At 62.1% G+C, this 19,889-nt stretch carries 20 protein-coding genes and 1 pseudogene; 17 read left to right on the top strand and 4 right to left on the bottom strand.

The genetic code is table 11. The annotated features are described in order from the left end of the window. The first annotated feature begins 131 nt into the window (after window positions 1-131). Window positions 132-782 (top strand): glycine zipper 2TM domain-containing protein, encoded by a 651-nt coding sequence (locus tag BM393_RS16745; RefSeq protein WP_175538378.1) that lies wholly within the window; start codon window positions 132-134, stop codon window positions 780-782. A gap of 118 nt (window positions 783-900) precedes the next feature. Here BM393_RS16745 and BM393_RS16740 read toward each other — a convergent pair. Beyond that, window positions 901-1,572 (bottom strand): annotated as a pseudogene (locus BM393_RS16740) (ATP-binding protein); the annotation flags it as partial. A 77-nt stretch (window positions 1,573-1,649) separates the two neighbouring features. Between BM393_RS16740 and BM393_RS16735 the strand changes: the two are divergent. The 13 genes from BM393_RS16735 (at window position 1,650) to BM393_RS25320 (ending at window position 15,043) form a co-directional block, all read left to right on the top strand. Continuing rightward, entirely contained in the window at window positions 1,650-2,381 is a 732-nt protein-coding gene (locus BM393_RS16735; protein ID WP_091728713.1) for a TnsA endonuclease N-terminal domain-containing protein, read from the top strand. Beyond that, on the top strand, window positions 2,374-4,335 hold the full coding sequence (locus BM393_RS16730) for a Mu transposase C-terminal domain-containing protein (RefSeq protein WP_091728710.1): 1,962 nt from the start codon (window positions 2,374-2,376) through the stop codon (window positions 4,333-4,335). The genes BM393_RS16735 and BM393_RS16730 overlap by 8 nt, the downstream gene beginning before the upstream one ends. Before the next feature lie 2 nt (window positions 4,336-4,337). Next, window positions 4,338-5,243: a TniB family NTP-binding protein gene (locus tag BM393_RS16725; RefSeq protein WP_091728707.1), complete on the top strand. Its 906-nt coding sequence runs from the start codon at window positions 4,338-4,340 to the stop codon at window positions 5,241-5,243. Beyond that, window positions 5,149-6,228, top strand: coding sequence for a TniQ family protein (locus tag BM393_RS26440; RefSeq protein WP_091728704.1), 1,080 nt, complete (start codon window positions 5,149-5,151; stop codon window positions 6,226-6,228). The genes BM393_RS16725 and BM393_RS26440 overlap by 95 nt, the downstream gene beginning before the upstream one ends. A 587-nt stretch (window positions 6,229-6,815) precedes the next feature. After that, window positions 6,816-7,664 (top strand): hypothetical protein, encoded by an 849-nt coding sequence (locus BM393_RS16715; RefSeq protein WP_141225367.1) that lies wholly within the window; start codon window positions 6,816-6,818, stop codon window positions 7,662-7,664. A 156-nt stretch (window positions 7,665-7,820) separates the two neighbouring features. Next, entirely contained in the window at window positions 7,821-9,782 is a 1,962-nt protein-coding gene (locus BM393_RS16710) for a hypothetical protein (protein WP_141225366.1), read from the top strand. 178 nt (window positions 9,783-9,960) lie between these two features. After that, window positions 9,961-10,767, top strand: coding sequence for a metallophosphoesterase (locus BM393_RS16705; RefSeq protein WP_091728693.1), 807 nt, complete (start codon window positions 9,961-9,963; stop codon window positions 10,765-10,767). Continuing rightward, a complete protein-coding gene (locus BM393_RS16700; RefSeq protein WP_091728688.1) occupies window positions 10,764-11,105 on the top strand; it encodes a hypothetical protein in 342 nt (113 codons plus the stop codon). The genes BM393_RS16705 and BM393_RS16700 overlap by 4 nt, the downstream gene beginning before the upstream one ends. Window positions 11,106-11,159: 54 nt before the next feature. Next, window positions 11,160-11,330, top strand: a complete 171-nt coding sequence (locus BM393_RS25795) for a hypothetical protein (protein ID WP_175538376.1) — start codon at window positions 11,160-11,162, stop codon at window positions 11,328-11,330. 51 nt (window positions 11,331-11,381) lie between these two features. After that, window positions 11,382-11,711, top strand: coding sequence for a hypothetical protein (locus BM393_RS16695; RefSeq protein WP_091728684.1), 330 nt, complete (start codon window positions 11,382-11,384; stop codon window positions 11,709-11,711). Window positions 11,712-12,296: 585 nt separating this feature from the next. Beyond that, window positions 12,297-12,584 (top strand): hypothetical protein, encoded by a 288-nt coding sequence (locus tag BM393_RS16690; protein ID WP_091728680.1) that lies wholly within the window; start codon window positions 12,297-12,299, stop codon window positions 12,582-12,584. A gap of 8 nt (window positions 12,585-12,592) precedes the next feature. After that, on the top strand, window positions 12,593-13,012 hold the full coding sequence (locus BM393_RS16685) for a hypothetical protein (protein WP_091728677.1): 420 nt from the start codon (window positions 12,593-12,595) through the stop codon (window positions 13,010-13,012). Window positions 13,013-13,405: 393 nt separating this feature from the next. Continuing rightward, a complete protein-coding gene (locus tag BM393_RS25320; RefSeq protein ID WP_217648458.1) occupies window positions 13,406-15,043 on the top strand; it encodes a transposase in 1,638 nt (545 codons plus the stop codon). 85 nt (window positions 15,044-15,128) lie between these two features. Here BM393_RS25320 and BM393_RS26435 read toward each other — a convergent pair whose 3' ends face one another. The 3 genes from BM393_RS26435 to BM393_RS26430 all read right to left on the bottom strand — a co-directional run bounded on the left by BM393_RS26435 (window position 15,129) and on the right by BM393_RS26430 (window position 17,999). Next, window positions 15,129-15,614: a GtrA family protein gene (locus tag BM393_RS26435; RefSeq protein WP_091728668.1), complete on the bottom strand. Its 486-nt coding sequence runs from the start codon at window positions 15,612-15,614 to the stop codon at window positions 15,129-15,131. Then, window positions 15,601-17,262 (bottom strand): alpha-D-glucose phosphate-specific phosphoglucomutase, encoded by a 1,662-nt coding sequence (locus BM393_RS16670; protein WP_091728664.1) that lies wholly within the window; start codon window positions 17,260-17,262, stop codon window positions 15,601-15,603. The genes BM393_RS26435 and BM393_RS16670 overlap by 14 nt, the downstream gene beginning before the upstream one ends. A gap of 554 nt (window positions 17,263-17,816) precedes the next feature. Next, a complete protein-coding gene (locus BM393_RS26430; protein ID WP_404932666.1) occupies window positions 17,817-17,999 on the bottom strand; it encodes a double zinc ribbon domain-containing protein in 183 nt (60 codons plus the stop codon). A 360-nt stretch (window positions 18,000-18,359) separates the two neighbouring features. On the opposite strand from BM393_RS26430, the gene BM393_RS16660 reads away from it, so the two are divergent. The 3 genes from BM393_RS16660 (at window position 18,360) to czcI (ending at window position 19,786) form a co-directional block, all read left to right on the top strand. Continuing rightward, on the top strand, window positions 18,360-18,860 hold the full coding sequence (locus BM393_RS16660; RefSeq protein ID WP_091728654.1) for an MgtC/SapB family protein: 501 nt from the start codon (window positions 18,360-18,362) through the stop codon (window positions 18,858-18,860). A 130-nt stretch (window positions 18,861-18,990) separates the two neighbouring features. Continuing rightward, window positions 18,991-19,320, top strand: a complete 330-nt coding sequence (locus BM393_RS16655; protein WP_141225364.1) for a CzcE family metal-binding protein — start codon at window positions 18,991-18,993, stop codon at window positions 19,318-19,320. 94 nt (window positions 19,321-19,414) lie between these two features. Further along, window positions 19,415-19,786: a cation efflux protein, CzcI family gene (gene czcI, locus BM393_RS25315; protein ID WP_088384625.1), complete on the top strand. Its 372-nt coding sequence runs from the start codon at window positions 19,415-19,417 to the stop codon at window positions 19,784-19,786. Window positions 19,787-19,889 lie beyond the last annotated feature (103 nt).

Genomic DNA, 19,889 nt, shown 5'->3' with positions numbered 1-19,889 from the left:
GCCTTGTCCTACAGGCCGCGTTTCACCCATTTACAAACGGAACAAGAACCGGGCCCCGCGACTTGTAACAGCGTGGCATTCTTCGCTCGTCCCCCGAGGTAGGGGAAAACCATAAGAGGTGAATCATGGCGTTGAATACCAATCAAAAGATCGCGGCGGGTGCAGTTGGGGCCACCGTGCTGGTCGTGGCAGCGTTCTTTGCGGGGCGGCACCAGTCGGCGCCGTCGATGCCGGACACGCCGGTCGCGGCGGCCGAGCAGCAAGGCAACATCGTCGATCGCAACGGCGCCAATTCCGCCGACGAGGCGCGCGCCGCGCGCCGCTCGGGCGACCAGGCAGTGCAGCAGCACGCGTCCAATGAACCCCGCCGCGGCTCGCAGTCGCGCGATGGCGGCTCGACCGGCTACGCGGACAACAACGGCAGCGCCGGCCAGGCCGAATCCCGCCTGTGCGCGTCCTGCGCGACGGTCCTGTCGGTGCGCACCGAGGCCCGTGAAGGCCAGGGCACCGGCATCGGCATGGTGGGCGGCGCGGTGGTCGGCGGCCTGCTGGGCAGCGCGGTCGGCGGCGGCACCGGCAAGAAGATCGCCACGGTGGGTGGCGCGGTGGCGGGCGGCTACGCCGGCAACGAGATCGAGAAGCGCCAGCGCAGCACCACCGTCTGGGTGGTGAAGATGCGCAACGCCGACCAGAGCAACCGCACGATGACCTTCAGCCATGACCCGGGCGTGCAGAGCGGCGACGTCGTGCGCGTCAGCGACGGCCAGCTGATCCGCCAGTAAGCCGGATCCCTGATCGCGAGGGCCGCCCCGCGCGGCCGAGAACCCCCGAAGCGCCGGCATCGTCCGGCGCTTCTGCTTTCCGGCGCGGCGCGAGGTCCCCGTCCGACCGCACCGGGCCTCATTCCTCACGGCCCGGCAGCGCGCGTCGCCACTGGATCGCTTCCGCGACGTGCGCCGGCGCAACGATGTCCTCGGCCGCCAGATCGGCGATGGTGCGCGCGATCCGCAGCACGCGATGGAAGCTGCGTCCCGACCACGCCAGCCGCGCCGACGCGCGATGCAGCATCGCCTCGGCGTCGGGCGCCATCCGCAGGTGCTCGTCCAGTTGACCCGCGGCCAGCCGGCCGTTCACGCAACCCTGCCTGGCTTCGGCGCGCCGGCGGGCCGCTGCGACGCGCGCGGCGACGGTGGCGCTGGGCTCGCCGTCCGGTGCGGCCGAGAGCACCGCGGCCGGCAGCACCGGCACCTCCACCGTCAGGTCGATGCGGTCGAGCAGTGGCCCGGAGAGCCGGTTCTGATAACGCGTGACCTGGTCCGGTGAGCAGCGGCAGGCCTTGGTCGGATTGCCGAGATGGCCGCACGGGCAGGGGTTCATCGCGGCGATGAGCTGGAAGCGCGCCGGGAAATCCGCCTGATGCGCGGAGCGGGAGATATGGACGCGTCCGGTCTCGAGCGGCTCGCGCAGCGCTTCGAGCGACAGCCGCTGGAACTCCGGCAGTTCATCCAGAAACAGCACGCCATGCTGGGCCAGCGTGATCTCGCCGGGGCGCGGCGGCGAGCCACCTGTGACAAATTTCCATTGCTGCGACTGAGTTACACGCCTGACAATCACTTAGCGCGGTTCTCCTCGAAATTGCTGCGACGCAAATGAGCAAATTAGCTGCGACTGCCCAGAAGACTTCTTCAAATAAGTGCGACTCCACCGACCTGCCCCGGTCGGTTCGCAAGATTCCGCGGTCATACCGCAACGTCACGGGCCATGTTTTCTTCCGCGACGGGGAGCCAGGCGTCCCTTTTGAGTCGCCGCTGGAGAAGGATTACCTTCTTTTGCAGCGCTTCAGCCTCGCCGTAGCGCACGTGGTTTCACAGCCGTGCGCGGTAGCGTTTGTTGGGCCAAGCGGGCGTAAGTACACCTACACGCCGGACTTCCTGGTGACGTACCGGCACACGCCAGGCAGCTTGAAGCAGCAGCGGAAGCCCCTGCTGGTCGAAGTGAAGCCCACGGCGGACTGGAAGGCGAACTGGCGAGAGTGGAGTGCGAAGTGGAAGGCTGCTCGACGCTACGCGATCGAGATGGGCTGGCGCTTCACGATCATGGATGACCGACGCATCCGCACCCTAGCACTCGACAACATCAAGTTTCTGCGTCGCTACGAAGACCTGGAGTTCGAAGAGGCGCTCAACCTCTGCATCCTCGAAGACCTTGAGGAACTCGGCCTCATCGAGTTCGAGTACCTGCTCAACAAGTACTTCACCCCGGCCCATCGTGCAGAAGGTGTCGCGCAACTTTGGAGTCTGGTCGCGAACCGAAGGATCGAATGCGATGTCTGCTGGCCGTTGAACCTCAACACCGAACTGTGGATCCCGACCAATGAGTGAAGCCATCGAGAGCGAAGCGGGCTCGACCAGCGCCGTGACGAAGAATCTGGCAACGTTTTCCACCGGTCCGGGAGCCTTGGTCAAGCACGCGAGCGGGATCTTCCGTGTCGTCGAGGTTCTGGGGCTTGAGTCAGTGTTTGCGCGCAACGTCGACACCGGGCGCCCTGACGTTCTGCGCCTCTTCGAGCTCGAACCTCTGGGCAATGAGATCCCTCCCATGTCGATGGAAGACATTGCGGCGGTGAACGATGAGGACTGGCAGGTGGCCCGCGCCCGATTTGAAATCATCCGCCCGCTCATTGAGGCGGGTCATCTCACCCGCAGCGTGGTGTCCGAGCACGCCGCCCGCGTCGGCAAGGACACGTCGACGTTGTATCGCTGGTTGAGCAAGTACCGAAACTTCGATGCTGTCTCCTCGCTGCTCGAGGGAAAACGAGGTTGGAAGAAAGGGAACTGGCGCCTGGATGCGCACGCCGAGCGGGCTCTGCGAGCTGTGATCGATGAGTACTACATGACCGCGGAGGCACCATCCCTCACGAAGACGCACCGCCTACTTGCAATCAAATGTCGTGAGTACAAAGTTGAGGCACCGAGCCCAACCGCGCTGAAAGCGCGCATCGACGCCATCCCTCTTGAAGAGCGGATGAAGAAGCGCGGGAAGAAGGAGGCTGCGAAGCAGCGCTTTCAGGCAACTCCTGGCACCGCACCCGACGTGGACTTCCCGCTTTCGCGCGTTGAGATCGACCATACGCGTGTGGACGTCATCTTGGTGGATGACGTGTACCGCAAGCCCATCGGCCGGCCTTGGATCACCTTGGCCATGGACGGGTTCAGCCGGATGGTGCTGGGCTTTTATCTCTCCTTCGACGCTCCCTCCAGGACGTCGAGCGCCATGTGCATGGCGCATGCAATCCTGCCGAAGGAGGAAGGGCTGCTGAAGCTCGGCATCGATGCTGTTTGGCCGGCCTGGGGGCGCCCTAAGCTGATTGTCTCGGACAACGGCCCAGAGTTCCGATCGAGTGACTTCATCCGGGCCTGCACGGAGCTGGGAATTGATCTGCATTGGCGGCCCGCTTGCACGCCGAGATTCGGCGGCCGCATCGAGAGGCTCCAAGGGACGCTGATGCGAGAGATTCACGACATACCGGGTACCACGTTCTCCAACGTTGAACAGCGCGGCGAGTACGACTCAGAAGGTCGGGCGATCATGAACTTGTCCGAGTTCGAGCGGCAGTTGGTGAAGGTGATCTGCAACGAGTACCACCGTCGTCCTCATTCCGCGATCGGCATGACTCCCCTGCGCAAGTGGGAGCAAGGTCTGCTTGGCGGACCCACCGCGCGTGGGACAGGTCTGCCGAGCAGGACCCAGGACAAGCACGCGTTGATGCTGCACTTCATGCCGTCGTTTGAGCGCACCATTCAAAAGGATGGTGTGACGCTTGATAACCTCCGCTACTTTGATCATTGCCTTCGACCCTGGATTGGTCAGGAGGATACGGAAACCAAGGCGAGCCCGAAGCTGCGGTTCCGCCGAGACCCGCGGGACCTTTCGGCGCTCTGGTTCTTCGACCCGGACGTCAAGCAGTACTTCCGCGTCCCCTGGGTCTATACAGAAGACAGCATCAGCATCTGGGAACACCGGCGGGCTCAGAAAGAGCTGAAGGACCAGGGGTTCGATCCGGGTGACGTCGATGCGGTCTTTGAGTCCATCAAGTCTCGACGGGAAGACATCGCTGAATCGGCAGCAAAGACCAAGCGGGCACGTCGAGAACAGCAACGCAACTCGGAGCACCGCAAGGTTGCAAAGTCGGCAGGGTCACCCGCACCGTCCGCCTCGCCCCCGGCCGGGAAAGGCTTCGTGTCTTCGTCACCACCGACCGCTCGGCAGAGCGGCGAAGTGGGCTTTTCCGGGATGACTGACGCGCCTATCGCTCCAACCCTGGACATCGGTTGACCATGAGTAGTCCAACTTCTTCCGGACCCTACGACCACGTCAACGAGAAGTTTCGCCATGTGATGCAGCTGACGGATGCCCAACGTCTCGCATTCATCGAAGAGGACCGCTGGGTAGGCTACGGACGAGCGAAGGAGGTGTTGGACGTCTTCACGGGTGTTCTCAATGCACCGTCGCGCATACGGCCAAAAAACTATCTGCTCATTGGCGAGCCCAACAACGGGAAGACCACGCTGATGTATCGCTTCGCCCAGCAATGCGGAGAGCCGTTCATTGATGAGGAGCGGGAGGCGGTCAAGCCGGTAATCATCGCGCAGGCGCCTCCCACTCCAGATGAGAAGGGCCTGTACGCAACCATCCTTGACCAATTCTGGACGGCATATCGAGCCACGTCTCCAGCGATCACTCTGCGCAATCAGGTGGTCCAGCAGTTGCGCGACTGCAAGGTCAGGATGATCTTCATCGACGAGTTCCACAGCTTGCTAGGCGGGACGAGGAAGAAGCAGGGTGAAGTGATGAACGCGATCAAGTACCTGAGCAACGTCTGTGGGGTCCCCATCATCGGGATCGGAACTGCGAATGCGGTCCAAGTCCTGTACACGGACCCGCAGCACACCAGCCGATTTGAGGTCTTGCCGCTGCCGCTTTGGGACGCCGACGAGAAGTTCCAGACGCTGCTCGCTGGGTTCGAAAGCGTGTTGCCGCTGCGCAAGGCGTCGCACCTGTCGACGGTCAGGCTGGCAAGCCTCCTCCACACGAACTCTGGCGGAGTTCTTGGCGATCTGCAGTTCCTTCTTCAGGAGCTCGCCAAGAATGCGATCAAGACAGGCATCGAGCAGATCACTGAGGATGCCATCCGCGCCAGAGGCATGTACCGCACCGCGAAGCTGCGAGGCAAGGCTGCCTGAAGGCGATTGCGTGATCCGCCTTGCTCCAATCCAGGTAGACGAGACGCTTTCAAGTTGGCTTCTGCGCTCCGCAGTCGCAGCGCGCTGCGAACCGCTCACCTTGACCGGCGTGATCTGGCCAGGCTGGCGGGCATGGACAGTGGATCTGGATCGCGGGCTCAGTGATGCCCGCTTAGATGCGTTGCATCGAGCCTGCGGTGTAGACGCGGAGCGAATTCGCGCCTGCGAGATGCGCGATTTGCTTCGGCCCTTGGGTGCTTCGCTTAGCCACGCGGAGCCAGTATGGCCTTGGCTGGCAGCAAGGGGAATGCGCAATCGTAGGAACGCGGGCGGCCAGCCGTTTTGCCCCGAATGCCTCGCGTCGGATGTCCGACCCTATCTCCGTAGAGCATGGCGTGCGGCATGGAATGTGGGCTGTTTGAACCACGGTTGCGAACTCCTTGAGCACTGCTGCAAGTGCCTGGCCGTGCATCAACCATTTCGCGACACTCCTCGTCCCGTGAGCCTCACGAGCTGCTGGAACTGTCAGTTCGATCACCGCAGTGCCATCGCGAGTCGCTTGGACCCGTGGGCCGCTGAGATGCAGGCACGGGCGGACACCGTGCTGAAGTGCGGCACAGGTGCCCTCGGATCGCTCGAAGTCGCGACGCCTGCATGGTTCGGGGTTCTGCAGCACTGCGTTCGGCTCAAGCAGCCTAAGGAACTGATGGTGAACGGCAACCCTCCGGTACCGATTGGGCCGGGACTTCGCTTCGAACTGCTATCCGTGCGTGAGCGCCATCTGCGTCTTGGCCGGGTGGCAAGTCAGCTGGCGCAGATGACGTCGCAAGATGTGTCCTGCTTACTGGCAGGCCCCCAGCATCCTCGATCAGGTGAGAAACGTAGGAGCCCGACGTTCAGACCGAACTCGGGTGCGCGGCCGGCGGGGTTGGTCCGCCAGGAATGGGCGCGCCTTCTGCGCCGCATGCATCGAGCATACCTATGACCGAAAAGAGCATCATCTGCGGAGGCTGCGATCACGCGATTGATCGCGCCCACAAGGTCTACCGTGAGATTCCATACTGCAACACCTGCTACTCGCGGCTGTTCAAGCGACGGTTGTGCGGTGGCTGCGGCATGTTCAGTCGGCTCTTTGTGCGCGAACCCGACGCTGTGTGCACGGCGTGCATCAAGAAGCAGCCGTGTGTGCGGTGCCGTCGTTTCGGGCAGCCGCTAGGAAAGCTCACGGCGAACGGCCCTGCGTGCTCGAGTTGTCGGACCTATTTCGTTGACGAGGAGCCGTGTGAACGCTGCAACCGTCCATCAGCGCGGTTGTCTCGCCGCCACGGCAATCCTGAAGCTCCGCGACTTTGTCCGGGATGCAACAGCGACCACCACACCTGCAGCAGCTGCCGGCGATCGCGGTCATGCACTGCCACCGCGGACGGAAGATGGATCTGCAAGAAGTGCGCGGAGAACCCCTCGGCACCTTGCGGAGCCTGCGGGAGCGCGGTCGCTGCAGGGGCGAATGGCCGGTGTGAGTGCTGCTACTGGACGCAGAAATGCTCGATCGACGCGGACCAGCTTTCGCATATGGTCCCGCGTGCCAGCATCCAAAAGCGCTTCAAGGAATTTGCGGCTTGGGCGGCCACAACAACGGACCCCAAACGCACGGCGCTGTCACTGCCGCGCCATGTAGCCTTCTTCGTCAAGCTAGCTGCTCTCCCGGAGCGCAACGATGGTGGCTGGCGCTCCGATGATCTGCTGGGCCATTTTGGAACGCAAGGTTTGCGCACGCACCTGCTAGCGGCCAGGTGGTTGTCGGAAGTGCTCGGAGTCGAGATCGGTGCCAAGAAGAAGATACAAGCGTCCGAAGCCAGGCGCTTCGAAGAGCAACTCTCTGAGCTACCAGAGCAGCCGTTGCCTCGCCAAGCGTTGATGGCATTTCATCAGTTCTTGAGCAAGCGAGTTGCACAGGGAGATATCTCGGTGCGGACCGCGCGGCTGTCGTTTAGACCCGCCCTCGATCTGGCATCTTTGGCAGGGGACCAGCTCCCGGCGCAGGATGACGTCACACACTACCTCATGAAGGCGCCTGGTCAACGCGCCGCGCTCTTCGCCTTCGCGACATTCCTTCGTGAGACGCTCGGCGTCAACCTTGCGGTGCCGAAATCCAGCGCTCGCACGATCTTCCACAGGCGCCGTCGACAACTTGAGGTGCAGATCCGGCAGATGCTGTTCGAAGAGGACCGCTCTACCGATTTTGATCAGCGCTGGCGGCCGGTGGCGCTCATGTACTTCCATTGGATTTCTCTTAAGCAAGCTCAGCGCCTGCTGGCGGAGGGAAAGCTTTCCACCGCATACGGTGGCGTGGAGCTTGAGCATGGCGCGGAACGGTACTGGATCCCTGATCCGTCTCCTATGTATCGCGGTTCAAGGTGACCATCAACTGAGGCGCACGCTCGAGTGGCCAGGCCGCACCTACCGTGCGCGCTCGTGACGAACTTGGCGTTTGGGTGAGGGGCACGCTGCACTGCTCTTGGACGAGGCGACGGTGAGGCAATACTTTGCCCCAGAGCTTTCTCAAAACCCGCAACCGTGCCTGATCTCATCGACCGAGAAGAAGTAATACGCAGTCCCGAATTGGCGGCCCTGGGGCGCCGCAAGCGGAGCGAGGGGAACGAGGAAGACGAAGCCTGCGTCGTTTGGTGGCCCCTGGGCATCATGCAGAACCCCCGGAAGGACGTGGCGCTGCCGCATATCGAGGTGCTCTTTCGCGACCTCAGACCGGACAACACGTTCGGCGAGTTCTTCTCCAGGACCATGGCGATCACGTCGCTGCCCCTGCTGTCGATCGGCTCGATCTGGTCCAACAAGCGTTCGACGAGTCAAATCCGTTACCAGCGCAGGTTGTTCACGGTGGACTTCTCGGACGGGAAGTACGACTTTGTTTCCATGGCCGGCTCGGGTGGAAATCTCCCTTTCCCGCCCGAGAAATACCTTCTCCGAAAGCACGGCAGAGACCGCAGCGAGATGGTCCGGCTCACGACGGCGAAAGGGCTAACGCTCCTGATTCCCGCTGCTGTTTTCCTCGCTCGCTGCTACGGCAGATCGGGTCGACTCACGAGGCTGTTGACCCAACATTCACTCAAAAACTGTCTTCCCATGATGTGCTCGACGATCCTTGGGTCGTCGTCTTCGAGATGGCAACTGCGGCTCCATCCGGGCATGTATCAGGACGATGCCCTGCTCCTGGGGCATCTGCTCTTCGAAGAGCAGACGCGCGAGCGGGTCAACGAACTTTTTCAGCAGCTTCAAGCCGTGGTCCGACCACGAAAGCCTGCCACTGCGACAACAGGTAGCGCGGACGGGCGGTGGTCCGAACATGAGAGCGAAGACTGGTTCCGTGAAGTTGCATTCCCGAAGATTCATCCCTGGTGGCACGGGACGGCACAACTCGAGGTCGAGGGATTGCAGGTCGATGAACAGACGTTCCTTGGCCTTCGAATCACCGGGATGTCGCAGCCGTCGGGCCCGCCGATCGAGGTCGTTCGCGACCAAGCATTGACCGAGGAAGACGACGGTGTCGACGAACGCCGCGAGAACGGAGAGATCGGGCCCGGCGGCTACTACCGACGCCAATTTGACGCCGACGACAAGGCGGAGGCGTCCCTTGTCGATCTGGAAGCACCCACAACCTCTTCCAGCTCAGTGCTGATGCGGGACCCAAAGATGCAGATCCTGGGCGTGGCTCGCGAAATTGTGAGCCGAAGTCAGGAGGGGGGCGAGCGCAAGCCCCGCGGGACGCTCATCCCCCAAGAGGAACCTGCAGATCAAGCGTCAGCCGCAGAACGCGGGGGATCTCAAGCTGGCGGTGTGAGCTATGCGTCGCACCACTCGGCCATTGAGCTGAAGTCGTACGGGACGCTGCGCGACCTCTGGGAGGGGCTGAGGTTCTTGGCCACGGAACATCCGCAGCAGGTGATGACCTTGAGTTGGTTCACGCGCGAGGACGACTTCGTGGATGTGAATCCACGTTGGGACAGCAGGCCTCCGCGACTTCAGCCTCTTCGCATACCTGGCTTGAGCGACCATGAGGCCTTGCCGGGGGGCGATAGCTGGGGTTACGTCGATGTTGATGGCCGGACTCCGCGGGGTGTTCTGATCGCGCGTGTGCAAACTCCCGACCGGACCATCTTCATCCTTGATGTCGAACGACGGAGCAAGGCAACTCCGGAGGGTGGGTTGGAAGAGTTGGAGAACGACAAGTACAGCGGGTTGGCGATAGCCCTGAAGCGCCCCAACGACATTGATGCTTGGCTCCCCCGTCTCCTTGAGGCCATCCGGGAACACCGGGGCGTAATGGAGCGAGTGCTCCCCTATTGCCCCGGGGACCCGAAGGTCGACTTCCGTCATAGCAAGGCGCAGGGCGAAAGGGTGTCCGGTCATGCAGCGGCGCTCAACGCCCTGAGAAAGGCCGGCCTTGAACTGGGCAAGCTGCAGTTGAAGCGGGACACGAAGGGGCCAATATCTGGTCCTCGGCGCCATGGCACGGGTTGATGCGAGGAGCACGCCTTCAACAGTGTTACGTTGCCCAGAGCCGGATTAGCTGTTAGAACGCCAAGGCCGTCCCTCAACTCTGACGGACTGGATCCCTGGCCTGCGGACGGTTTAGGAATGCCCTTGCCAGCCTGAATTCCGACCTGCCGCGTCGGAGGCGAAGCGCGGCTCCTGACTCATGAACCTTCGACCCATCCTGCTTTGCGGCGATCCTCACGGGCAGTTCACCCACATCCTTGAGGCGACGACGAAGATCGATCCCGCTGCGGTCATCCTTCTCGGCGACATGGAGCCTGACGCTCCCCTGGAGACGGTCTTGGCTCCGGTGGCCGACCGCGTATGGTGGATCCCGGGGAACCATGACTCGGATCGGATCGTCGACATCGAGCGCACTTGGCAGAGCGGGCTGGCGGATAGGAACCTGCATGGCCGGGTTGTGAAGCTCGAGGATGGGCGAAGGATCGCCGGCCTCGGGCACGTATTCCGCGGCAGTGTTTGGATGCCCAAGGGGGCCGGCGGTTCCGCTGGCGCACCGCCAAGCTTCAGCAGCATGCGCCAACATGCGCGTTCAACGCCTCGTCAGGATCGCTACGGTGAGGGGCCTCACTTCAAGCATTGGGGCACCATCTACCCCGAAGACTTCGAGCGGCTCAAGCGGCAGCGGGCAGACATTCTCGTGACCCATGAGGCGAGCGGATATCACCCGTACGGGTTCCCCGTCCTGGACGACCTGGCGCGCGCCCTAGGGGTGAGTCTGCTTGCGCACGGACACCTTCACGATGCGCGTTGGCGGTTTGAGGATCAATCGCAGGCGTGGCGATCTCAGGGCTTCAAGTCCGTAGGGGTAGGGTTGCGTGGCATCACGGCCATCAACGGGGACGGCGAGCTGGAGGTGGTGGTGCCTGGCGAGCTCGACGGGCCAAGCGCAGCTCGCATGAGTCGGGCACCCGCGGCCGCACAGTTTGTTGAAGGAGCGAAGCCATGACCCTTGCCGTTCCAGACGACTTCCCTCACCCTCCCTTCGGCGGATCGCTGTCCGGCATGCAACTCAAGTTCAGCCTCACGCGAGGACCCGATGGCCGATTTCACGAGCCTGGCTCCCTGCCGGAGGAGCGGGCTGAGGACTTCCTGCGCTGTTGCGAAGTGGTGGACTGGGCCGTGGGTTTCCTTCGAGAGAAGGCGCTCAAGCCTAAGTACGCAGCTCTGACGACGGAGCAGATGCTGGAAAAATTCAGGGTCAACTTGGCCAACGATTTCGAAATGCCCGAGAGCTACCGCTCGTGGATCTTGGCTCGCCTGACGGATCGCTTGGGTCAACGGTAGCGCTTGGCCGCCAACGCGGCGGTGCAAGTAGGTTCGATGCGAAAGAGGTGCGTCATGAAGCGCGTGAAGGTAGCACCGGGAAAATTCGTCGTGGTCCGCTCGGAACTGGTCGAAAAGGCGGCTCGCATACGGATGCCCACGAAAGCAGAATTTGACGCCGGCATCGAGCTGGAGCCAAGAAACGTCCGTGTGCTGCTTGGCCCCAAAGGCGCTCGTAAGCGCTAGTCAGATCGTGAGCGATAGAAGCAGTGGCCCGGCAACCGTGGCGAGGTCAACATGAAGCCGACAGACGACGCCCGTTGGATCACAACTACCGAGGTCGCCAAGCGATTGGGTCTATCGCGGTCGTTCCTGGAGAGAATTCTTGCCGAATACCCGGGCGACGTCCGGTGGTCCACCGAAGGTACGTCGCCGCGCGTCCTTGCCGACGAGTTCGAAGCATGGTTCAAGCCCATTTGGGTTGCTTCGGATCCGGGCGACCTTGACCAGATCCGCGCCGAAGCGATCCTGGAAGACGTGCCGTCGCCCGAGAGGTCAAGTCCGGAGGAGCGAGAGGCCTCTCGCGCACGCGCGATGGAGCTGGCAAGGAAGCTGAGCGCACGATGAAGAGATGCGAAAGGCTATCAGCCCTTCGGTTTGTCAGCCCTAGATGATCTGGCGCGGCTGATGGGCGTCCGGAGCTTTGCGCCTCCAACCCTAGCAACAGGACCACCAGCGCTGCATCCCTGGTCTTTCTCCGCCGGCGGCAAGTCCTTGATTTTGGAGTGTCTGCTGTGAGAACTTTTGACACCACTTTGACGTGGGCGTTCACTGACAGCCTGTTCGCAAGACTGCCTCGTCTAATTGTCCATATAAATCAATGGGTTATCCTCTAGTTTGCTGGCTTCCAACCGCGAGTGGTGCGATCCCGCGTTGGTTCGACGTCACAGGAGATTGCGGCGTCTCACAGCTTCCCGCGGTGACAGACAGCCAAAGATGGGACGCTGGGTCGGAGTAACTCCGATCTACGAACACCAACGAAGACGCGGGACGCGCGTTTGCCCATCAAAGCTACACCGGCCGTCTGTCGGGGCTTGTGTTGGGAGGAACCTGGACGTATATACGTGCTCTCCGCGAGTGATGCCTTCCGCTCATCCCTACGAGGAGAGCATCAAAATTGCAGGGGCATCGTGGCGTATATACAATCTTGCCATGCTCGTCATTTCTGAGAAGATCCGACAGAAGATCGGGGACCCCTCTCACGGCTCGGTCACGGACCGGGAAGTGCGAGAGTGCTTTCTCAATCGATGCGGGCGAGTCGTCTGCGACGACCGGGAAGAGCATCGGACCGATCCGGCCACGGTTTGGTTCGTGGCGGAGACCCACGTGGGAAGGCTGCTGAAGATCGTGTATGTCGAAGACGAAGAGAACATCTATCTGAAGACTGCGTACCCAGCCACGAAGACGATACAAGACATTTTTGACCTTCACGGAAACTAGGAGCGCACATGCCCATCAACCAAGATCTGCTCGATCGCGTGGAAGCGACTGCGGATGACTGGGGGCCCACCGGACACCTCGGCAACGACCCGACCCACGCAAAAAAGGCCGACGAGTCAAAGAACGTCGACGAAGCGCTCGGCCTTCACCCGATTTCGATCCGCTTCACCAAAGAGATGGTTCGAGACTTGAAGGCGATCGCCCAACTGAATGGGATGGGCTATCAGCCGTTGATCCGCGAAATCTGCAAGAGATTTGTGGATGCTGAGAAGCGAGCGATCGTTCGTGACCAAGCCTTGCGACGTCAGCAGGAGTTGGAGCGTGATCGCGCGCTTGAGCGCGAAGCTGAAGAGGCCGCCGCTGCCGTAGAGCAGGCGGAAGCTGCTGCTTTGCAGCACGAAGAGAGCAACGCACGTCTCGCAGCGTAAGACGTCTTCCGCTCGCGCCCCAAGGCCCGCATCTGCGGGCCTTTTTCTTTGCGACCAGGAAGTAAATTCCCCTCTCTCCCACTCCGTCTCCATCTCGCCGACACGTCCAGACCGGCGCTGGCGATTCGTTGGTCGGACCGGTCATAGCTGCTTCGCGACAAGGTGCCGATGTCTCTCCAGACCTAAAGCGTCGGCCCCCCCCTCACTGGCCTCGGTGCAAAAAGTCCAAGCCGCGTCAGCATGAAGCGTCCAGACATCTGCGCAAAGGTCCGGGCAGCTCCGCGTGTGCACTCTCTCGATGACGGAGGCTCGTGCCTGGGGCCCGCAGCCTCGTCGGGGACGAAGAGGTCTATGAGATAACTGCGATCTACGGTTTCGCAGATAGAGGTGACCATGCGGCTCATGAGGTGGCGTTCCAGCGCGCACGAGATCCCACTGATTTCTGATGCCGGAAGGGAGAGGCTTGCTCGCCTTCACCATCGGCACCGGGCAGAAGTGTCGCTCGATCGAGAGCAGATTCAGGCTGCGTTGGCTAGCATGTTGCAGCCTGTCATTCACGCCGCCGTCGCTGAGTTGGTTGCCGCATGCACACCGGAGCAAAGCGACGCTGTCCTCACTTACCTCTCGGAGATATTGGACCAACGAACGGCCACGGCGGCCAAGTCCGTTGTACGGCCGCCCGTCTTCGGAAATGGCGCCAACGGTCCACTGGAGCCACAGGCTCGAACGCTTCGCCAAGTCTTCGCAAAATTGGCGGCCCTCGAAGCGCTTCGGATGTTGCTCGAAACCGGCAACGCGTCCCCGTGGAAGAACGCGAAGAGCATCAGCTTCGCGAATCTCGCGTCCTTGGACATTGGACTTGAAGCCAAGGTTCGTTGTCCTGCTTGCGGCGAGGACGGAAGCTATCGCCTCAAGACGCTAGACGTCGCCAACCCAGCCTTGCTATTCCGCGGCATGTTCAGTTGCCAACGTTGCCGACACAGCTTGGACACAACGGACGCGAGAGTCTCGTCGAAGTCGTGCGACTGTCGTTTCTGCGCTGCTTTGAACAATCGCCTCGCCTCCGACCTGCGCCAGCTTGTCGCTGACGAATCACCCAGAGCTATGTCAACCTACGAGAGGGAGTTGGAGCGCCTGAAGATGCACCAAGAGCCGACACCGGACCAGGACCGTATGCGCCGGGACTGGGTGCTCCACAAGAACGACCCCAACAAGGCCCTACGAGCCTTGATCGAGCTCAAACCGAAAGACGGGGACGATTTTCTCAACTGCTTGAACATGTACCTGAGCAAGCACAATGGGAAGAAAAACGAAATCCTCGGTTTGGCCGAGCGCTACAGGCTGATCTATCGGGTAACTGAAGAGTGGCTGCCCGAGTGCCACTCCTTCCAACAGCTGATGACAGCGGCGTCGTGGCCCATCTGGAGCTCCGAGACCCAGCGCTGGTTGCACGACGAGCAAGCGACGGAGGCCTTGGATAAAGCGGCAGTTTGGCTGTCCAGCGCAGCGCTAGATACTCCTGGCGTTCGCCACCTAGAAGTCTCCGAGCAGGCCATCACGCTCGTCGTAGACGGCGCCAGCGTGCAGCTTTATGCCGAAGGCTCGGGATGGATGTGTGAGGCGCTTCACCGCAGCACTCGCGGGCGGCTCGTGCTCAATCCTTACTTTCTGCAAGGCGAATCCTCCCTCCCACCGGAGGCAACGTCGACGCGATTGTTCAGGTCAAACACCGAGTGCAACGCCTTCCATCGGATTCGCGCCGAGTTGCCAAGCTCCATTGTGGTTCCCAACTATCCGATGCGCAGTCTGGTCGACGTGCGAGCGCTCAAGCCGCACTTCAGCGCTGAGGATTGGATGTACTTACAGAACTGTGAACTTGACATAGTCGTATGCAACGAAGCCGGCTACGTGACCTATGTGGAGGAGGTGCAGCGCGGTGATCACCACAATACGCCGGAGTGGTCACGCAAGGATGCCTTGAAGCGTCAAGCACTCCGGTTGGCGGGCATCCCGCTTCGCGAGAGCTTCTGAGTTCAAGAAGCCTAGCGGTGGCAACTACGTCCAGTCGCGATGCGGAATTCGCCAAGACCGGCGGTGGTCCGCACTTCGGCAGCAGCTATGGTCGATCCAATGGAGCAGAGAAGGCCCACAGGTTGCTGGCGAGGTAGGTCACGCTTGCCGTAAGCAGCAGCACCACCGCGAGTGCAGCGCCGTACCGAAGTTCGGTCCATCGCAGCAGCAATGCGAACATGACCTGGTTGAGGACGAAGCCGGCGAGTGACACCACCAGAAACCTTGGGGCCGCGCTTCTCGTGGCAGCTCGCCTTGAACCAAACGTCCAACGTTGGTGGCCGATGAACGACACGCCCACGGCCGTCGGCCACGCCACCAGATTTGCCCTCAAAGGCTCCCAACCGAAAGTCGAGACGGTGGCGGCGACGACAACCCAGTGAACGATGGTGGCAGCGACGCCAACCAGAAAGAAGCGTAGCGGGCGAACGCTGGCTGCAGCTGCGGGCGCGTGATCAATGGCGAGATCGGTTGACCCACCAGGATCTTGCGCAGGTTCCGCGCGCGGCGACCCTGCGTCAGGCCTCCGCATCTGCCATCACACCGTCGGCAAGCGACAGTGCATCGCAAAGCAGCATCTGAAGATGCTCCTCGCTTTCGAAGCTCTCCGCGTAGACCTTGTATACGTCCTCGGTACCTGAGGGACGCATCGCGACCCAGCCGCGTCGCGACGTCAGCTTGATGCCGCCGATCGGTTGATCATTGCCTGGCGCTCTCGTTTGCACCTGCGTGATCTCATCGCCGGCGAGCACGCGCTGCTGAAAGTCTTCGGCTTTCGCGTTGGCCAACCGAGTTCGCTGACCCCGTGTAGCCGGCGCATCGATGCGATCTGACCAGGTCGAACCGAGAGTTGCGCTCAACGTGCGGTAGTACAGCCCGGGATCCGCCCCGGCACGGGCGGTGATCTCCGCGGCGAGCAGCCCCGCCACGATCCCATCCTTCTCAGTGGTCCACACCGACCCGTCACGCCGCAAGAACGAGGCCCCAGCGCTTTCTTCACATGCCACTGCCAGCTCGCAATCATGGAGCCCCTGGGCGAACCATTTGAAGCCCACCGGAGTCTCCAGGACGCGGCGATCCATGGCCTGTGCGATCCGGTCGATCATGGACGTGGTCACCACGGTCTTCCCCACTGCGGTCGTCATGGGCCACTGAGGTCTGTGCATCAGCAGATAGTCCGTTGCGACGCTGAGGAAGTGGTTGGGTGGCAGCAAGCCGCTGCTCGGACATACGACGCCGTGCCGGTCATGATCCGTGTCGCAAGCAAACGCGACGTCGAACAAGGAACACTGACGCGTGAGAGCCTGCATGGCAAACGCGGAAGACGGGTCCATGCGGATCTGGCCGTCCCAGTCCAGCGGCATGAACGAAAACGTGGGGTCGATGTTGGCGTTGACGACGGTCAGCGGGAGACCATACCTGTCGGCAATGGCTTCCCAGTACATGAGGCCGGCGCCGCCCATCGGGTCGACGCCGATGCGGATGCCCGACTCTCGAATCGCTTGAAGGTCGATGACGTGGCTCAGCGCCACCACGTAGCGCTGCAGAAAGTCGTAAGGGCGCGCGGCACCGGAGGCCAATGGCCTGGCAACTTCAACGCGTCTCACGCGCTTGCAGTGCTCCGCGAGATGCTGGTTGGCCAGCTCCTCGATCACCGACGCGGCGTGGCTGTCGGCCGGCCCGCCATGCGGAAGGTTGTACTTGAACCCGCCGTCCCTCGGTGGGTTGTGGGAGGGGGTCACGATGATGCCGTCGGCCAGGGGACCAGGCGCGTGCATCCGGTTGAAGTCGAGGATCGCAAGGGAAACAGCAGGCGTTGGCGTGAACTGGCCCGACGGTGCCACACGGACATCAACGCCATTGGCCGCGAGAACCTCCAGGGCACTCGTGCACGCGGGCAGGGACAACGCATGGGTATCGATGCCAAGGAAAAGCGGTCCCGTCGTGCCTGCGCTCTTTCGATAGTCACAGATGGCCTGCGTGATCGCCCAGATGTGCCGCTCATTGAAGGATCCATCCAAGGACGAGCCGCGGTGCCCTGATGTGCCGAAGCGCACGCGCTGCTGAGGGTCCTCGGAGTTGGGAATCAGCGAAAAATAGGCTCCCCGCAGGGCGCTCACATCGATGAGGTCCTCCTCGCGCGCCGGTTGGCCGGCCCGAGGGGAAATGCGTGTCGTCATCAGAGTTCCTTGGTCCGGTCGTGAGGCGCTGAAGCCTTGAACGATCCGAAGTTGTCAGTCTTGTAATCCCGCGGTCAGTGTTTGGCGGGGCTGTCAGTCCCACAGTTCGACCCTTCTCGGCAATCGACGAGCACACGGGGGTGGAAATGGGGCGAGCCAAGCAGATCGATCGGCACAGGCCGCACTGGGGCATCGTCCTGGTGACGCTGGCGCTCTTCCTGTGGGGCTGCACGACCCCAGGGGTGCCGACCCATCTCGAAAACCAGGGTTGGCGTCTTGCGACGCTGTGGGCGGTTCGCCCCGCGGCAGAGTTCAAGGTGCCAGCTGCGACTCTGGATTGCCGCCGACCGGAAGACACGACAGCTCCCTTCGCCCTGACCAGCTACCGCAGCAACCATCGAGGCTGGATCCTTCTGCTGCCGGCGGGAACGACCCGTCCGACATCAGACTCGCGCTTTGTCCTCGTCAAGCCAGGCTCCTGCGAAGCACCAATCGAACAGCTCGCTGACGGCGAAGCACCGCCATTGCAGGTCGAACGTCCAGACGAGCGAGGTTCAACCAGATGAAGCGGGAGACGAAGCTGGAGACGCGGCGGGAATGGGTGTGCCGCAATTTGGGCAGAACTTGCCTTCCGTGCCGAGCGGTTCGGCGCACTTCCCGCAAGCCGTGGGGCGCAGCGCGAAGCCGCACTGGGTGCAGAAGCGACCTGCAGCGTTGTTGCTCGCGCCGCAGCGCATGCAGGCGACATGCCGTTCGTTGGAGCGCGCCACTGGCGGCGGCGACGGTTCCGACCATCCCGAATTCCGACTGCCATGCGAGTCGTACCTCGGGTCGCCGAGACGGCGATGCCCGCCGTGGTGATCACTTCGTCCGTGACCACCGCTGTGGTGGCCGCTGAACAGGCGGCGAAGAATGGACATGGTCGCTCCGATACATCGTGGTTGGCGGGCTGGTGGCCGGGTGGCTGCCCAGTGCGTCGCCATGATGAGTTGCCGCTGCGGGCAAGCCGCTGACGGCGCGATTACGGTGTTGTCAGGAATGCCTAACGCTTGCCGCGTTGCCGATCGTTCTCACTATCAAACGGCTAGGAGCCACATATGACAGGTCAAGTGAATTGGGTCGAGATCGCCTCCCACGTGATGGACTTGGCGATCGCGTACGTGCTTGCGTTGCCCATCGGCTGGGACCGGGAGCGCAAGGAGCGCAGCGCTGGCATACGCACCTTCCCTCTCGTGGCCATCGCCAGTTGTGGCTTCGTGCTGGTCGCCATCCGGGTACTGGGCATCGACTCGATCGGTCAGGCCCGCATCCTGGAAGGTCTCATCACCGGCGTCGGCTTCATCGGAGGTGGGGCGATCCTGAAGCACTCTGCCGGCGCTTCGGGAACAGCCACTGCGGCAAGTCTTTGGGCGACCGGCGCGGTCGGCGGTGCGGTGGGCTACGGCCTGTATGACATCGCGGTGATCCTCAGCCTGGTGACCTACGCCACGCTTCGCTGGATGGCGCCGCTGAAAGAGGTCGCGCGCACCGACGATGAAGGGGTGTCCGCAGGTGCTCAACCTGCGTCTGCGGCCGACCGTGCCACTCTCCGAAGCTGACAGTTTTGTAATCAACACGCACGGTTTGCTGGAAGGTGCCGACTTCTAAAGTTCACTCCGCGATGAACGTTGTGTCGCCTCCGTCGGGGGTCACGTTCACGAACAAGGAGTACATAAAGTGAAGGTTTCCATGTCGATCCTCTCCGCCGTTGCCGCCGTGATGCTGACCGCTGGCGCCCAAGCTGCAACCCAGCCGGAGCTCCTGATGAACGGCCGCTCGCCCCACGGCCTGCCTGTCGCCGCCGTGAAGGCCGACAAGGTGGTCGACGTCAAGCAAGGCGGCTTCGTCAACGTTGACTGCGGCCAGATCGTCGAGTTTCGCGACGGCGCCAAGACGTTCACGTGGAAGTTCGACTCCGCGCAACATCGCGCCGTGAACCTGCCCGTCATCGCACCGGAAGGCTTCGCTAACGCGAACTTCACGGTCTACGTCAGCCGCAACGAGTCCGAAGGCAGCTGAGTTCCATCGGGCTGTGCCCGAATGCCCACTCGTGTCCCCTAAAGGCTAGACCGACGGTTCCACCGAACCGTCGGCCTCTACTAGACTGCCACCCATGCGTCGCTGGCTCTCCATCTTCTTGCTGGTGCTGATGCCCTTCCAGTTCACCTGGGGTGCAGCGGCGGCCTATTGCGAGCACGAGAGTTCAAGTGAAGCCAGCCACTTCGGTCATCACGTGCATTCGCACGCTGACGCCGGTCAACTGGCCCAGGGCAAGAAGCCTCTGCCTGGCGACAAGACCAAGCCCGGAAAGGTCGGCTTGGACAACGACTGCGGAACGTGCCATCTCAGTGCTGCCAAGCCGGTCTCAGGCAGCAGCATGGCGCTCGCAGATCTCAGCGCGCAGGTCATGCGCGGACTGAGCGAGCAAGTCTTTTCGACCCGCGCTCCAGATCATCCGGAACGCCCCAATTGGCGCATCGCCTGATTCGGCGATCGCAGCGGGTTCCTTCCTGTTCCTCCTTTAGCGGCTTGAGCCGCGCTGCCTTCGTCGAATCCTTCGAGTTGTTTCCACAACCCTGGAGTTTTCG

The organism is Mitsuaria sp. PDC51, from assembly GCF_900113225.1.
Lineage (GTDB): Bacteria > Pseudomonadota > Gammaproteobacteria > Burkholderiales > Burkholderiaceae_C > Roseateles.
Note: the sequence above shows the minus strand (reverse complement) of the source record. Positions and strands in the feature narration are given on the sequence as shown.

Coding starts and splice junctions, on each gene's coding strand:
- BM393_RS16670 (WP_091728664.1), bottom strand. CDS start 17,262: ATGACGACACGCATTTCCCCTCGGGCCGGCCAACCGGCGCGCGAGGAG.
- BM393_RS16690 (WP_091728680.1), top strand. CDS start 12,297: ATGCTCGTCATTTCTGAGAAGATCCGACAGAAGATCGGGGACCCCTCT.
- BM393_RS16660 (WP_091728654.1), top strand. CDS start 18,360: ATGACAGGTCAAGTGAATTGGGTCGAGATCGCCTCCCACGTGATGGAC.
- BM393_RS16705 (WP_091728693.1), top strand. CDS start 9,961: ATGAACCTTCGACCCATCCTGCTTTGCGGCGATCCTCACGGGCAGTTC.
- BM393_RS26435 (WP_091728668.1), bottom strand. CDS start 15,614: ATGCGGAGGCCTGACGCAGGGTCGCCGCGCGCGGAACCTGCGCAAGAT.
- BM393_RS25795 (WP_175538376.1), top strand. CDS start 11,160: ATGAAGCGCGTGAAGGTAGCACCGGGAAAATTCGTCGTGGTCCGCTCG.
- BM393_RS16695 (WP_091728684.1), top strand. CDS start 11,382: ATGAAGCCGACAGACGACGCCCGTTGGATCACAACTACCGAGGTCGCC.
- BM393_RS16725 (WP_091728707.1), top strand. CDS start 4,338: ATGAGTAGTCCAACTTCTTCCGGACCCTACGACCACGTCAACGAGAAG.
- BM393_RS26440 (WP_091728704.1), top strand. CDS start 5,149: ATGCGATCAAGACAGGCATCGAGCAGATCACTGAGGATGCCATCCGCG.
- BM393_RS26430 (WP_404932666.1), bottom strand. CDS start 17,999: ATGCGCTGCGGCGCGAGCAACAACGCTGCAGGTCGCTTCTGCACCCAG.
- BM393_RS25320 (WP_217648458.1), top strand. CDS start 13,406: ATGCGGCTCATGAGGTGGCGTTCCAGCGCGCACGAGATCCCACTGATT.
- BM393_RS16700 (WP_091728688.1), top strand. CDS start 10,764: ATGACCCTTGCCGTTCCAGACGACTTCCCTCACCCTCCCTTCGGCGGA.
- BM393_RS16730 (WP_091728710.1), top strand. CDS start 2,374: ATGAGTGAAGCCATCGAGAGCGAAGCGGGCTCGACCAGCGCCGTGACG.
- BM393_RS16735 (WP_091728713.1), top strand. CDS start 1,650: ATGAGCAAATTAGCTGCGACTGCCCAGAAGACTTCTTCAAATAAGTGC.
- BM393_RS16685 (WP_091728677.1), top strand. CDS start 12,593: ATGCCCATCAACCAAGATCTGCTCGATCGCGTGGAAGCGACTGCGGAT.
- BM393_RS16715 (WP_141225367.1), top strand. CDS start 6,816: ATGGTCCCGCGTGCCAGCATCCAAAAGCGCTTCAAGGAATTTGCGGCT.
- czcI (WP_088384625.1), top strand. CDS start 19,415: ATGCGTCGCTGGCTCTCCATCTTCTTGCTGGTGCTGATGCCCTTCCAG.
- BM393_RS16655 (WP_141225364.1), top strand. CDS start 18,991: ATGTCGATCCTCTCCGCCGTTGCCGCCGTGATGCTGACCGCTGGCGCC.